We start from the raw sequence: 13,095 nt of genomic DNA on the forward strand, positions 1-13,095 counted from the left end.
GTTTGAAATCTGTCGTGCGGAGCGGCCCAGGTGTTCCTGCCATCAGCCGCGAACCTGGTAGTTTGTCTGCCGCGGGCCGCGGGCACAAGTGCGGGGGGCGCACTCTGCGATGCGGTTCGCCAAATCCACAGCGGATTATTGCGGTGATATGCGTTTGCTGCGGCCCTTCAGGCGCACTCAAATATCGCAATTGAGGAGGGAGGTGACTCTTTTGGACTGGCCCTTCCCTTCGGATTACACCGGCGTTTTTGACTTTTCTGCGGGGATTTCCCGCACCAGTTTCGGCACCAGATAACCGGGCAGGCGCTGACGCAGGGCTTCCACCAGCGCGCGCGCGCGCTCGTCGCTCACCTCAAAATGCGCGGCGCCCTGTACCCGGTCCAGCTGGTGCAGGTAGTAGGGCAGTACACCGGCATCGAACAGGGTTTCCGATAGTTCCGAGAGTGCGTCTTCGCGGTCGTTCACGCCTTTCAGCAGTACCGACTGGTTGAGCAGGGTGACGCCGGCGGCCTTGAGTCTGCCCAGTGCCGCGCGCACTTCGCCGTCGATCTCGTTGGCGTGGTTGCAGTGCAGTACCAGCACCGGTTTCAGGCGGCTGCCCGCGAACCACTGGAGCAGCTCCTGGGTGACCCGCGAGGGCGCGACAATCGGCAGGCGGGTGTGGACGCGCAGCTTGTCGAGTTGCGATATCTGTGCCAGTTCGCCGGCGAGCCAGCCGAGCTGGCGGTCGCTCATCACCAGCGGGTCGCCGCCGCTCAGAATCACCTCGCGCAGATCCTGCTGTTCGCGGATATAGTCCAGTGCCCGCTGCCATTGGCTGCGGTTCAGGTGGTTGTCGTTGTAGGGAAAGGCGCGGCGGAAGCAGTAGCGGCAGTTCACTGCGCACTGGCCGGCGGCAATCAGCAGCAGGCGTCCGCGGTATTTGTGCACCACGCCTGGTACCGGGTTGGCATTGGCCTCTTCCAGCGGATCGTCGCTGAAACCGGGGGTGGGCTGTAGTTCGGCGGCGCTCGGTAATACTTGCAGCAGCAGCGGGTCGCGCGGGTTGCCGCGCTCGATACGGCGCAACAGCGGACGGGGTACTCGCAGCTGGAACAGGCCGGCGGCGGCGCTGAGTTGCGGCAGCTGCGAGGGGGCCAGCTGCAGCAGCTCGAGCAGTTCCTGCGGGTCGGTGACCAGGTCGGCCATTTCGTCCTGCCAGCGGCGCGTTTGGGTGTCGTCGCTGCGCTGGCGGGCGATTTCGATGCGGCTGATTTCACTGGGGGGCTGGGCGTGCTGTATCATAGGCGGCTGTTTTTGGCGCGGTCGGCGGCGGTACTGCTTTTGTGACGGGTATCTTTACTGGTCTGACCCGGTGTGGGGCGCGCGAAGTTTAATCAATCTGACGGCAGAATGCTGAATATTTCGAGGAACCCATGGCTAGTTATTCCACTAACGAATTCAAAGGCGGTCTGAAGGTGATGCTGGACGGCGACCCCTGCTCCATTGTGGAGAATGAGTTCGTGAAGCCCGGCAAGGGCCAGGCGTTCAACCGTGTGAAGCTGCGCAATCTGAAGACTGGTCGCGTGTGGGAGCGCACTTTCCGTTCCGGTGAGAGCCTGGAGTCGGCGGATGTGATGGACCGGGAGATGGAGTATCTCTACAACGATGGTGAGTTTTACCATTTCATGGAGCCGGAGTCGTTCGAGCAGCACCAGGCGGATGTGAATACGGTGGGCGATGCGGCGAAGTGGCTGAAGGAGCAGGATATCTGTGTGGTGACGCTGTACAACGGTGCGCCGCTGGCGGTGACGCCGCCGAACCATGTGATTCTGGAAATTGCGGAGACTGATCCGGGTGTGCGCGGTGATACTGCCCAGGGTGGTACTAAGCCGGCGACGCTGGTGACCGGTGCGGTGGTGAAGGTGCCGCTGTTCCTGGAAATTGGTGATTCCATCAAGGTGGATACCCGCTCTGCGGAATACCTGGGTCGCGCCAAGGAAGATTGATTTCCTGAGCTTGCTGACTCAAGGGGCGGGTACCTTCGGGGCCCGCCCTTTCTTGTTTTGATTCTTTCGTTTTAGTTCCGTGCCGCCCTGGCCCCGTGATTTGCCTGGCTAGCCCGCCGGCGGCAAAGCACTGGGTGCGGGTTTTCAGGACCGCTGTGAATACCCGCGAGCGGGCCCGGCCACCAATCATAGATTGGTGTCGTTAGACTGCACGCGAAGCAGTGCTTCGCAAACGTTTGCCTAACCCCTGTACGCTTCGTCGGCAACATCCCTGTTGCCGACGATCCTGAAAACCCGCACCCAGCACTTTGCCTTCGCTTCCAAGTTCTGTGCGGTTGGCCAACTAGACTGAACCGAACTCTTATATCCGTTGCGAACTTATGTCTGAAACTTCAGTTTGGCAGCCCACTGCCCCGCTCGAAAACCTCCGTCGCCGCGCGGCTCTGCTCGCAGATATCCGCCGTTTTTTCAGCGAGCGCCAGGTACTGGAAATGGATGTGCCTATCCTGTCCCGCCGCGCCACCAGCGATCCGCATATCGATTCGATTACCGCGAATTGCAGTGGCGAGCCCGCGTATATGGCGACGAGCCCGGAGTTTGGGCTGAAGCGTTTGGTGGCCGCGGGGATTGGGGATTGTTACTACCTCGGCAAGGCGTTTCGCAATGGCGAGGCGGGGGGGCGGCACAATCCTGAGTTTTCGATGCTGGAGTGGTACCGGGTGGGGTGGGACGATCACCGCCTGATGATTGAGGTGGGGGAGTTGCTGTCGTGGGTGCTGAGGATTCCGCAGGTACATTCCTACAGTTACCGCGCGCTGTTTTTGCAGCATGTGGGGCTGGATCCGCACCGGGCGTCGTTTGCGGAGCTGAAGGATGCGGTGGCGCGGGTGTTGGAGTTGTCGTTTGAGCCGGCGGGGCGGGATGAGTGTCTGGATCTGCTGATGAGCCACCATATCGAGCCCCAAATGGATGGAGATGGAGGCGATAGGATCACCCTGGTGTATGACTTTCCGGCGACCCAGGCGGCGCTGGCGCGGGTGGAGGAGGATGAGCTGGGGGTGCCGGTGGCGCGGCGGTTTGAGGCGTATGTGAAGGGGATGGAGCTGGCGAACGGTTACTGGGAGCTGACGCACGCGCCGGAGCAGCAGCGGCGCTTCGAGGCGGATCACCGCTTCCGCGAGGCGCAGGGCAAGCCGGTGTATCCGTTTGAGGAGCGGCTGGTGCAGGCGCTGGAAGCGGGACTGCCGAATTGCGCCGGGGTGGCGCTGGGGTTTGACCGCCTGCTGATGCTTGCGTGCGGGGCGAGGCGTATCGACGAGGTAATTGCATTTCCCATCGACCGCGCCTGATTTAGGCAGCAAAGAGGCTCAGTTCAGGCGCTCTGGCGGTCGTCGTCGTCCGTTTCGCCGTTGGGGATATGGGCGCTGCCGCGCTCGGGGATGAAATCGTAGCGGGCCACTTCGCCGACGGCGTAGAAACCGGCATTCAGCCAGATATCCTGCTGTTCTTCCCCCACCAGCGCCACGGCGTGCTTGTGGTGGCTGTGCAGTACTTCGTTGACCAGGTGTTGCATCATTGTGGTGCCGATGCCGCGCCCGCGGTAGGCGGGTAGGGTGCCGAGGTCGTAGAAGCCGAGTGCGTCGGCGGAAGAGAAGAGGCAGCCGGCAGCGGCGGGGGTGCCCTGGAATTCGCCGAGGAAATACTTGAGCCGGCTGTGCTTGTGTTCCGGCAGTTCGGCAAGCTGGCGGTAGAATTTCTTGATCTGGGCGGTCTCGCGCGGGCAGTTCTGCATTTCGGCCACCAGGTCGCCATAGACCAGCAATTCGTCGGCGCTGTGCACCGCCTTGATCTCCAGCCCTTCCGGCATTTTTTCATCGGTGGCCAGTTGCTTCACTTCCGCCGCCATCGCGATCATCGGGGCCTGGCGGATCAGGCCTAGCTCCGCCAGCGCTGCGTCATCCAGCGGTTTGCTGGCGCAGTGCCACAGGGCAAAGGGGCTGTGGCGCTCGGCGAAGTAATCCACAACAAAGCGCTGCAGGATACGTGGCTGCATCACGGTGTTACTGACCACCTGATTGAAGCGGGTGGAGAGCAGGCCGCTGTCGGTGCGCAGCAGGCCGGTAATTTCCTTGCTCTGTTTAGGGTTGAGCAGGTCGGCGCAGTACCCGGCTTTGTTCTCCAGGTTGCGGCACACGAGATTCTTGGCGCTGAGACTGTATTTCATGGTTACAGGATAGTCCTGCCGTTGCCCGGCGTTTCTTTTGTTCGCATCCTGTGACAGCAGAATCAGCGCAATTGATCCACCTGCGACAGCGCGCATTGGTCCATGGACAGCGCCGGCTGCTCGCAGCTAGCGGTGCCGATCACTTTCGCCGGCACTCCGGCCACCAGCGATTTCTCAGGCACGGCCTTCAGCACCACGCTGCCCGAGGCAATCTGCGAGCAGCGGCCGATTTCGATATTCCCGAGAATTTTGCTGCCGGCGCCGATCAGTACGCCGCAGCGCACTTTCGGGTGGCGGTCGCCGGATTCCTTGCCGGTGCCACCGAGGGTAACCGACTGCATGATGGAGACGTTGTCTTCCACCACCGCGGTCTCGCCGATGACGATGCCGGTGGCGTGATCCAGCAGGATGCCCTGCCCAAGTTGTGCCGCCGGGTGAATATCCACCCCAAACACCACTGAGATGCGGTGCTGCACAAACAGCGACAGCGAGCGGCGCTGCTGTTGCCAAAGCCAGTGCGCCACGCGCCACGCCTGCAGGGCGTGGAAGCCTTTGAAAAACAGGAAGGGTTCGTACAGCGAGTGGCAGGCGCTGTCGCGCGCCTCAATCGCGGCGAGGTCCGCGCGCGCCGCCAGTCCGATGCCCGGATCCGCCTCCAGCGCCTCGTCGATCACTTCGCGCACCAGCAGTGCTGGAGCCACCGCGCTGTCGAGTTTGTTGGCGAGGTGGAAGCTGAGCGCCGATTCCAGCGTCGAGTGGTTGAGGATGGTGGCGTGCAGGAAGCTTGCGAGAATCGGCTCCCGCTCCACCTGCACCGCGACATCCCGGCGAATCTGTTGCCACAGCTGATCCTGTACTGCGGCAGGTTTGAGACTTTCCATGATGAACTGCTCCTTATGCGATTACACCGAGCCCAGCGTGAGCGGCGGCTCCTGCAGCGCCGACAGCTGTTCGCGCAGTGCGAGAATGTGCTCCGCCCAATAGCGTGGCGTGTTGAACCAGGGGAAGGCCCGTGGGAACGCCGGGTCCTGCCAGCGCCGCGCGAGCCACGCGGCGTGGTGCATCTGGCGCAGACAACGCAGTGGCTCGATCAGCTGCAGCTGCTGCGGATCGAAAGGATAGAAGGTCTCATATCCCTCTACCACCGCGTCGAGATAAGCGGTCTGCTCCGCGCGATTGCCGGAAATCAGCATCCAGATATCCTGGATCGCCGGTCCCTGCAGGCAGTCGTCGAGATCCACAAACCAGGGAGTCTCGTCGCGCCACAGGAAGTTGCCGCTGTGGCAGTCGCCGTGCAGGCGCAGCGTGGTCCACTCGCGCTCAAACAGCGGCGCGATGCGCTCGATGATGTGCGCGGAGGTGGTCGCGTAGGCTTCGCGGTTCTCCCGCGGCAGGAAATCCCCGCCGAGAATGAATTCGCGGCTGTCGATGGCGAAATGCTGCAGGGTCAGCGTGGGGCGAAACTCAAAGGGTTTGGTCGCGCCGATGGCGTGGATGCGCCCGAGCATGGTGCCTACCTGCTCCAGGTGGTCGAAGTTGTCCAGCTCCAGCTGGTGGCCGCCGCGGCGCGGAAACAGCGCAAAGCGGAAGCCGTGAGCCTCGTGCAGGGTGTGGCCGCCGTATTCAAGCGGTGCCACCATCGGGATTTCCGCGTCGGCCAGCTCCAGCGCGAAGCGGTGTTCCTCAAGGATCTGCTCGTCGCTCCAGCGCCCCGGGCGGTAGAACTTGGCGATCAGAGGCTGCGCCTCGTCGATACCCACCTGGTAGACGCGGTTTTCGTAGCTGTTGAGAGGGAAGATGCGCGCGTCCGAGAGCAGTCCCACGCTCTCCACGCAGTCGATCACCCGGTCCGGGGTGAGCGCATCATAGGGGTGTGACATATTGGTCATGTCGGTCATGGAAGCGCTCCGGTGAGCCTCGCGAGGCTCATACAAATTGGGGCGCTATGCTAACGCGGTTACCCGATACCACCAAACCCCCAACATCACATGTAGGAGCCTGCCTTGCAGGCGAACCAATAGCCGGAATGCACTATGAAATATATCTTCGAAGTGAAAATCCGCGAGGGCCACACCGCCGAAGAATACGCCGACGCCTGGGTGCGCGCCTCCGAACTGATCCAGCAGGCCCCCGGCGCCCTCGGCACCGAGCTGCACCGCAAGATCGGCGAACCGGACAGGCTGATCGCCATTGCCCACTGGGCCAGTAAGGAACAGCGCGACGCCATGGAGGCGGTACACGATCCGCAGATCGACGCCATCATCAAAAGTGCCGCGCCGTTTGTGGAAATCCGCAGCCTGGGCGCGTACGAGGAACCCGAGTGGGTGGTGATGCCCGCTATACCGCGGCACCACACATGATGCGAATTTACAGGCCTTCGCTCGACCAGACCTTCTGGGTCTGCACCGCGAGTAGCCGGCACACCCCGTTCATTTCCACATAGGTGCGCATGAACTGGTAGCGCAGGGTGCGGAAGCTTTCGCCACCGGGATTCCATTTTTCCACGCTGCTCAGGCCCTGCAGCACCGCGGTGTTGCCGAGACGTTGGCGGGAAATATCGTGGGAGCGTCGCTGCTTCATGGGCCCAGGGCCTTTGCCCAGCCGCGCCAGCAATTGCGCCTTGTTTTCTTTCATGCTGGCCAGATTGTGCACCCACACGAATTCCGGCGCGAGAAGCTCGTCCAGCAGCGTGACATCTCCGATTTGCAGGGCAGTTTCGTAGCGGGTATCGAGTGCCAGTAACTGGTCGGGCTCGAGGCAACTTTGCGCCTGGGCAGCCGGTGCCAGCGCAGCGCCCAACGCGATTATGGCCAGTCGTTTTTTCACGCCGCTCACACCGCGACTTTCTCTAGCGCCAGGCTGCCGATGGAATAGCCCGCTCCGAAGGAGCAGATCACCCCCCTGCTACCGACCTCCAGATCGTCGCTGTGCAGGTTGAACGCGATCACCGAACCGGCGCAGCCGGTGTTGGCGAAGCGGTCCAGTACGATGGGGGCGCGCTCGGGGGTGGTGTCATCGCCCATCAGCTTTTTCGCAATCAGATGATTCATGTTGATGTTGGCCTGGTGCAGCCACCAGCGGTCGATGGCATTGGGCTCGAAGCCCAATTCCTGCACCTGGTTTTCCAAATGCGCCGCCGCCATCGGGCAGACTTCCTTGAACACCTTGCGGCCGTTCTGGCGAAACAGCTTGCCCTCGCCGAACGGATCCACATCTGCCGCGCGCGAGGTGTAGCTGACGTTGGAGCGGATATTGTTGGAGAACACGGTCTTGGCCTTGGTGCCGAGAATTTCCCAGGCGGTGTCCGCGCTACAGCTCTCTTTGCGCTCCACCACTGTGGCCACTGCTACATCGCCGAAAATAAAGTGGCTGTCGCGATCGGTGTAATCCACCTGCGGTGACGCCAGTTCCGGATTGATCACCAGCACCGCTTTGGCGGAGCCGGAGCTGATGGCATCCACCGCGCGCTGCAGCGCAAAGGTGGCGGAGGAACAGGCCACTTCCATGTCGAAGGCAAAGCCGTCGATGCCGAGAGCGCCCTGGATCTCAATGGCGATGGCGGGGTAGGCGCGCTGCAGGTAAGAGGCGCCGACGATTACCGCGTCGATGTCTTCCGGCTTCTTGTTGGCCTTTTCCAGCGCGCGCCTGGCCGCGTTCAGGCCCATTTCCGCCTGCAGGCACAGCTCGTCGTCGGCGCGTTCCGGCAGGTAGGGGCGCATGCGCTCGGGGTCGAGAATGCCCTCTTTGCTGATCACATAGCGGCTCTTGATACCGGAGGCCTTCTCGATGAATTCCGCGGAGGAAAACGGCTTGGCGGCGAGTTCGCCGGCCTCGATGGCGGCGGCATTCTCGCGGTTGTACTTCTCCGCGAAGGTGTTGAGTGCGTGTACCAGCTCTTCATTGCTGATCACATCCGGGGGCGTCCACAGGCCGGTGCCGCTGATCACGATGCCCCGGGGCATTTTGTATTCGCTCATCATGCTAAATCCCGTACTTCACGCCTGCGCGGCGAGCTTCTTTTATAACGTTAGCAGCCGGTGATTTTTTGCACAGCGGCTGTAAAGGGCGACTATTGTGACGCCGAGGGTCACCTTGGTCTACGAATGAGTACGCGAGTACCGAATGGTCATTGGGGGAGATTGGCTGAGTGCTAGGGGGTTCTGGCCAGAGCGTAGGTGCTCACGCGAACTGCACCGGAATGGAGGAGTGACTGAGTGGCCGCTTCCACCGTAGCACCAGTGGTGATCACATCGTCCACCAGCCCGATATGCAGTCCAGCCACCCGCGGGGAGGCAGCAAAGCTGCGCGCGAGGTTTTTCAATCGCTGGCTGCGGCGCAGTTGCTGCTGGCTGCCGGTGTGAGTCACCTTGCGCAGGGCGCGGCTGTCTACCGGGATCTGCCAGTGTTTGCCTAGGATGTCGGCGATCAGCTGGGCCTGGTTGTAGCCGCGGGTGAGTTGCTTGCGCCAGTGCAGGGGTACAGGAATGAGCAAGTCCGGACGCTCGCTGCTGTGGAGTTTCCGCCCGATCTGCTCCGCGGCCAGCTCCGCGAGGGTGCGGCCGGCGGCGAAGTCGCGCCGGTATTTGAAGCGCTGCACCAGCTGCGCCACCGGGTAGGCGTAGTTCCAGCAGACGTAACTGCGGCTCTGGGGTGGAGGCTGTTGCAGGCAGCGCGGGCAGGTGTGATCAGAGGCGTTTTTGAGCGGCAGCGCGCAGCGCGCGCAGGCGTGCTGAATACTGGGCAGGTCGCCTTGGCAGGGTGCGCAGATTCCCGCGTGGATCTCTTCGCCGGTGCCGCACAGAAGGCAGCGGGCCAGACGGCGGTCCAGCAACTGGTCCAATAATTTCAGCATCCGTGGCAATCCTCCCTGATTGCATGGGGCTTTTGCCGGCGTGCGGACTTGTAAACCGCGCCGGGTTCTCTCAGTTGACAGCGCAGAGGCCACCGCTACACTGGCAGGCCTTTACCGACCGAAAAGTCCGATCCCCGGCCGCGTAGTGACCATCAGGTCCCGCGGCCACCGAGGAGAGTAATCCCTGTGACCGCCAACCCGCAAATGTCTTCCGCTTCGTCCCAGTACGGCCAGGTCCGCCACGACTGGACCCGCCAGCAGGTGCTGGATCTGTTCGCACTGCCGTTCAACGACCTGCTGTTCACCGCGCAGCTGGTGCACCGTCAGCATTTCGACGCCAACCGGGTCCAGGTGAGCACCCTCTGCTCCATCAAGACCGGTGCCTGCCCGGAAGACTGCAGCTACTGCCCGCAGAGCGCCCGCTACGATACCGGCCTCGAGCGCGAGAAGCTGATGAAGGTGGAAAAAGTGGTGGAAGAGGCGCGCGCGGCTAAGGCCAGCGGTGCCACCCGCTTTTGCATGGGCGCCGCCTGGCGCTCGCCGAAGAACAAAGATATGCCCTACGTTACCCAAATGGTGAAGGAAGTGAAGGCGCTCGGTCTCGAGACCTGCATGACCCTCGGCATGCTCAGTGACGAGCAGGCAAAAGATCTGGCGGACGCCGGCCTCGACTACTACAACCACAACCTGGACACCTCGCCGGAATACTACGGCGACATCATCACCACCCGTACCTACGAAGACCGCCTCAATACCCTGGCGAATGTGCGCGCGGCGGGTATGAAGGTCTGCGCCGGCGGCATCATTGGCCTCGGCGAGGAGGAGAAGGATCGCGCGGGCCTGCTGATGCAGCTGGCGAATCTCGCGGAGCAGCCGGAATCCGTGCCGATCAATATGCTGGTGAAAGTGGCCGGCACGCCGCTGGAAAACAACCAGGACCTCGACCCGTTCGAATTTATTCGCTGCATCGCGGTGGCCCGCATCATGATGCCGAAATCCCACGTGCGCCTGTCTGCCGGTCGCGAGTCCATGAACGACGAGATGCAGTCGCTGGCATTTCTCGCCGGCGCCAACTCGATTTTTTACGGGGAAAAACTGCTCACCACTGCCAACCCGGAAACCAACAAGGACATGCAGTTGTTCGCGCGCCTCGGCATCAAGCCGGAGGAGTACCAGCAGCACGCCGACGAGTCCGCGGTGGAGGCGGAACTGCAGGCGCAGATCACTGAACAGCAGAACGACCAGTTCTTTTACGACGCCGCCAAGGCGTAAACATTGATCTGTTGTGAATGATGTTGTGACCAGCCTGCAGGATTTTCTCGAAGCGCGTCTGGCCGAAGGCCGGGCGCAGCAGTTGTACCGTTACCATAAACTTCTCACTGCGGCCCCGGGGCCGCTGGCCGTGGTGGACGGGCGCGAGCTGGTTACCTTCAGCAGCAACGATTATCTCGGTCTCGCCACCCACCCCGAGGTTATCGCCGCGCAACAGCGCGGCGCAGCACTCGGTGCCGGTGCCACCGCCTCGCACCTGGTCAACGGCCATTTCGAAATCCATCAACAACTGCAAAATAAAATTGCCGAAGTCACCGGCCGCGAGGCCGCACTGCTGTTTGGTAGCGGCTATATGGCCAATGTCGGAGTGATCAGTGCGCTGGTGGGGCGCGGCGATGTGGTGGTGCAGGACAAACTCAATCACGCCTCGCTGATCGACGGCGGGCGGATTTCCGGTGCCGATTATCTGCGCTTTGCTCACAACGATGTGGCGGCGCTGGAAATCCAGCTGCAGCGCGCGCGCGAAAAACGCGACGGAAAAATTCTACTGGCGGTAGACGGTGTCTACAGCATGGACGGCGATACCGCGCCACTTGCCGAGATGGCCGGCCTGTGCAAGCAGTACGACGCCTGGCTGATGGTGGACGAGGCCCACGGTTTCGGCGTGATGGGCAGCGAACAATTTCCCTCTGCCGGCAGTGCCGCCGCCGCGGGGCTGGATCAGGATACCGCGCCGATCATTATGGGGACCCTCGGCAAGGCTGCCGGCAATGGCGGTGCATTTGTCGCCGGCTCCCGTGCGCTGATCGACTATCTCACCCAGTTCGCGCGCACCTATATCTATACCACCGGCATGCCGCCGGCGGTGGCGGCAGGAAATCTGCGCGCGCTGGAGTTCATGCAGGAATTGCCGTTGCGTGAGGCATTAAACACGCGTATCCGGTATTTCCGCCAGCGCGCGGCCGCGTACAGTCTGCCGCTGGAAAATTCCACCAGCGCCATCCAACCGTTGCTGCTCGGTTGCGAGAAAACCGTGCTGGCAGTCAGCGAACAACTGCAGCAGTCGGGTTTTCTCGTCGGTGCCATCCGCCCGCCCACGGTGCCCGCGGGCACGGCGCGTTTGCGCATCACCCTGTCCGCCGCCCACAGCGAGGCGCAGATCGACGGCCTGCTCAGTGCGCTGGCAACCGCGCTCCAGTCTGTGGCGGTGCCCGTATGAATCTCGCACTGATCCACGGCTGGGGCGGGGATTCCCGCTGCTGGCAGCCGCTGCTGGATGAATTGAACAGTTTTCCCCGGCAGGTGGTGAGTATAGAACTGCCGGGCTTCGGTGCGCGCGCGCAGGAATCCTGGCCGGATTCGGAAGCGCTGCTTGCCGAACTGGACGCGCGGCTGCCGCCGGACTGTCTGCTGCTGGGGTGGTCGCTCGGTGGCATGCTGGCGGTGAAGCTCGCGGCAATGAGCAAAAAAGTCCGCGCGCTAATTACCATTGCTGCCAACGGCAGTTTTGTTGCGCGGGGGGATTGGCCCGGGATGGATGCCGAAGTCTTTGCGGAATTCTGTCGCGCCCAGCGCGACGCGCCTGCGAAAAACTGGCAGCGTTTCTGTGGTCTTGAAGCCCGCGGCGACTTGGAGATGCGCGGCCTGTTGAAAACTCTCAAGGACTGGCAACCGGAGACGATTCCCCGCAGTTGGGGCGATGCGCTCGACTGCCTGGGCGAGCTGGACAATCGCGTGTTGCTCTCCGATCCCGGCGTGCCGGCGCTACATATTTTCGGTGAAAATGATGCACTGGTACCGGTGGTAGCCGCGCGCCAGATTGAAAGCCTCGGCGCTCACGTAAAAATCATCCCCGGTGCGGGCCACTGCCCGCACTTGAGCCGCCCTGTAGAATTTGCTGCACTGATCGAACGCTTCGCCACGGGGCTGGAGCAGCCCGCACCGCTGGAAAAAAATGCCGTGGCCCGCGCCTTCGGTCGCGCCGCCGCGAGTTACGACGCCGCCGCACATCTGCAGCGCGCGGTGTGCCGCGACCTGCTCGGCCGCGCCGGTGAGCACTGGTCGCCCGCGCGGATTCTGGATCTCGGCAGCGGCACCGGCTACGGCAGTGAACTGCTGCGCAGACGCTTTCCCGATGCGGAGATCATCGCGCTGGATCTGGCGCCCGAAATGCTGCAGTACGCCCGCCTCCACCGCCCGGTCAGCAATGGCTATGTGGCCGCAGACGCGGAACAGTTGCCGCTGGCGGACCACTCGTTTGACCTGGTGTTCTCCAGCTTCGCGCTGCAGTGGTGCTACCGACTGCCGCAACTGTTTGCGGAAATCCGCCGGGTGATGGCACCCGGTGCCCACGCACTCATTTCCACGCTGGTGCCCGGCACCCTGGCAGAGCTGGAAAGCAGCTGGGCTGCGGTGGATCGCAATGTACACGTCAACCGCTTCCTTTCCGTGGACGATTGGCGGAGGGCCTGCGAGGGCAATCTGTTGGAATGCTCAGCAAATGTGGAACAGCGCGCGCTGCATTTCGACGATGTGAAAACCCTGATGCGCGAACTCAAAAGCATCGGCGCCCACAATGTCAATCGCGCTGCGGGCAAGGGATTGTTGAGCCGGCAAAAGCTGCGCAGGCTCACCGAAGCCTATGAACAGCAGCGCACCGCAGCCGGCCTGCCGGCGACCTATCAGGTGTTGTATCTGCAACTGGTGCGGCGCCAGGAAAATATTGCGGCGCCGGGCGCGGCGGCTTCCGGCTGAAACCG

The 13,095-nt window shown here is 62.5% G+C and carries 13 protein-coding genes; 6 read left to right on the forward strand and 7 right to left on the reverse strand.

Features of this window, described 5'->3' with window-relative positions:
* Nucleotides 1-234: 234 nt before the first annotated feature.
* A complete protein-coding gene (gene epmB / locus GNX18_RS15320; RefSeq protein WP_166219165.1) occupies nucleotides 235-1,284 on the reverse strand; it encodes an EF-P beta-lysylation protein EpmB in 1,050 nt (349 codons plus the stop codon).
* A gap of 131 nt (nucleotides 1,285-1,415) precedes the next feature.
* Between epmB and efp the strand changes: the two genes are divergently transcribed.
* Nucleotides 1,416-1,988: an elongation factor P gene (efp, locus tag GNX18_RS15325; protein ID WP_138234383.1), complete on the forward strand. Its 573-nt coding sequence runs from the start codon at nucleotides 1,416-1,418 to the stop codon at nucleotides 1,986-1,988.
* Nucleotides 1,989-2,368: 380 nt separating this feature from the next.
* Nucleotides 2,369-3,337 carry an EF-P lysine aminoacylase EpmA gene (gene epmA / locus GNX18_RS15330; protein WP_166219167.1) on the forward strand — a complete coding sequence of 323 codons (969 nt, stop codon included), beginning with the start codon at nucleotides 2,369-2,371 and terminating at the stop codon, nucleotides 3,335-3,337.
* A 23-nt stretch (nucleotides 3,338-3,360) separates the two neighbouring features.
* On the opposite strand, the gene GNX18_RS15335 is transcribed toward epmA, so the two are convergent.
* From GNX18_RS15335 to GNX18_RS15345, 3 genes are all read right to left on the reverse strand, one after another.
* Entirely contained in the window at nucleotides 3,361-4,212 is an 852-nt protein-coding gene (locus GNX18_RS15335; RefSeq protein WP_166219169.1) for a GNAT family N-acetyltransferase, read from the reverse strand.
* 62 nt (nucleotides 4,213-4,274) lie between these two features.
* Complete coding sequence (gene cysE, locus GNX18_RS15340) at nucleotides 4,275-5,093, reverse strand: serine O-acetyltransferase (protein ID WP_166219171.1); 819 nt, start codon at nucleotides 5,091-5,093, stop codon at nucleotides 4,275-4,277.
* 21 nt (nucleotides 5,094-5,114) lie between these two features.
* Nucleotides 5,115-6,101, reverse strand: coding sequence for a serine/threonine protein kinase (locus GNX18_RS15345; RefSeq protein ID WP_205828172.1), 987 nt, complete (start codon nucleotides 6,099-6,101; stop codon nucleotides 5,115-5,117).
* 144 nt (nucleotides 6,102-6,245) lie between these two features.
* Here GNX18_RS15345 and GNX18_RS15350 point away from each other — a divergent pair, with 144 nt between their 5' ends.
* A complete protein-coding gene (locus GNX18_RS15350) occupies nucleotides 6,246-6,572 on the forward strand; it encodes an antibiotic biosynthesis monooxygenase (protein ID WP_166219173.1) in 327 nt (108 codons plus the stop codon).
* A gap of 7 nt (nucleotides 6,573-6,579) precedes the next feature.
* Here the strand turns inward: GNX18_RS15350 and GNX18_RS15355 are convergent, their stop codons facing one another.
* The 3 genes from GNX18_RS15355 to GNX18_RS15365 form a co-directional block, all read right to left on the reverse strand.
* Nucleotides 6,580-7,038, reverse strand: a complete 459-nt coding sequence (locus GNX18_RS15355; protein ID WP_166219175.1) for a nuclear transport factor 2 family protein — start codon at nucleotides 7,036-7,038, stop codon at nucleotides 6,580-6,582.
* A 5-nt stretch (nucleotides 7,039-7,043) separates the two neighbouring features.
* Nucleotides 7,044-8,189 (reverse strand): beta-ketoacyl-ACP synthase III, encoded by a 1,146-nt coding sequence (locus GNX18_RS15360; protein WP_205827956.1) that lies wholly within the window; start codon nucleotides 8,187-8,189, stop codon nucleotides 7,044-7,046.
* Nucleotides 8,190-8,362: 173 nt separating this feature from the next.
* On the reverse strand, nucleotides 8,363-9,064 hold the full coding sequence (locus tag GNX18_RS15365) for a ComF family protein (RefSeq protein ID WP_240914032.1): 702 nt from the start codon (nucleotides 9,062-9,064) through the stop codon (nucleotides 8,363-8,365).
* 204 nt (nucleotides 9,065-9,268) lie between these two features.
* Between GNX18_RS15365 and bioB the strand changes: the two genes are divergently transcribed.
* Genes bioB through bioC form a run of 3 tightly spaced genes read left to right on the forward strand, consistent with a single transcriptional unit; the run spans nucleotide 9,269 to nucleotide 13,090 of the window.
* Nucleotides 9,269-10,336 (forward strand): biotin synthase BioB, encoded by a 1,068-nt coding sequence (gene bioB, locus GNX18_RS15370; protein WP_166220690.1) that lies wholly within the window; start codon nucleotides 9,269-9,271, stop codon nucleotides 10,334-10,336.
* A 25-nt stretch (nucleotides 10,337-10,361) separates the two neighbouring features.
* On the forward strand, nucleotides 10,362-11,555 hold the full coding sequence (gene bioF / locus GNX18_RS15375) for an 8-amino-7-oxononanoate synthase (RefSeq protein WP_371808077.1): 1,194 nt from the start codon (nucleotides 10,362-10,364) through the stop codon (nucleotides 11,553-11,555).
* A complete protein-coding gene (gene bioC, locus GNX18_RS15380) occupies nucleotides 11,552-13,090 on the forward strand; it encodes a malonyl-ACP O-methyltransferase BioC (RefSeq protein WP_166219179.1) in 1,539 nt (512 codons plus the stop codon). Before bioF ends, bioC begins: the two co-directional genes overlap by 4 nt.
* Nucleotides 13,091-13,095 lie beyond the last annotated feature (5 nt).

The sequence above is a fragment of the Microbulbifer sp. SH-1 genome (genome assembly GCF_011326135.1).
Classification (GTDB): domain Bacteria; phylum Pseudomonadota; class Gammaproteobacteria; order Pseudomonadales; family Cellvibrionaceae; genus Microbulbifer; species Microbulbifer harenosus.

What these genes read in the sequence shown, in the direction of transcription:
- epmB (WP_166219165.1), bottom strand. Translation starts at nt 1,284, where the DNA reads ATGATACAGCACGCCCAGCCCCCCAGTGAAATCAGCCGCATCGAAATC.
- efp (WP_138234383.1), top strand. Translation starts at nt 1,416, where the DNA reads ATGGCTAGTTATTCCACTAACGAATTCAAAGGCGGTCTGAAGGTGATG.
- epmA (WP_166219167.1), top strand. Translation starts at nt 2,369, where the DNA reads ATGTCTGAAACTTCAGTTTGGCAGCCCACTGCCCCGCTCGAAAACCTC.
- GNX18_RS15335 (WP_166219169.1), bottom strand. Translation starts at nt 4,212, where the DNA reads ATGAAATACAGTCTCAGCGCCAAGAATCTCGTGTGCCGCAACCTGGAG.
- cysE (WP_166219171.1), bottom strand. Translation starts at nt 5,093, where the DNA reads ATGGAAAGTCTCAAACCTGCCGCAGTACAGGATCAGCTGTGGCAACAG.
- GNX18_RS15345 (WP_205828172.1), bottom strand. Translation starts at nt 6,101, where the DNA reads ATGACCAATATGTCACACCCCTATGATGCGCTCACCCCGGACCGGGTG.
- GNX18_RS15350 (WP_166219173.1), top strand. Translation starts at nt 6,246, where the DNA reads ATGAAATATATCTTCGAAGTGAAAATCCGCGAGGGCCACACCGCCGAA.
- GNX18_RS15360 (WP_205827956.1), bottom strand. Translation starts at nt 8,189, where the DNA reads ATGAGCGAATACAAAATGCCCCGGGGCATCGTGATCAGCGGCACCGGC.
- GNX18_RS15365 (WP_240914032.1), bottom strand. Translation starts at nt 9,064, where the DNA reads ATGCTGAAATTATTGGACCAGTTGCTGGACCGCCGTCTGGCCCGCTGC.
- bioB (WP_166220690.1), top strand. Translation starts at nt 9,269, where the DNA reads ATGTCTTCCGCTTCGTCCCAGTACGGCCAGGTCCGCCACGACTGGACC.
- bioC (WP_166219179.1), top strand. Translation starts at nt 11,552, where the DNA reads ATGAATCTCGCACTGATCCACGGCTGGGGCGGGGATTCCCGCTGCTGG.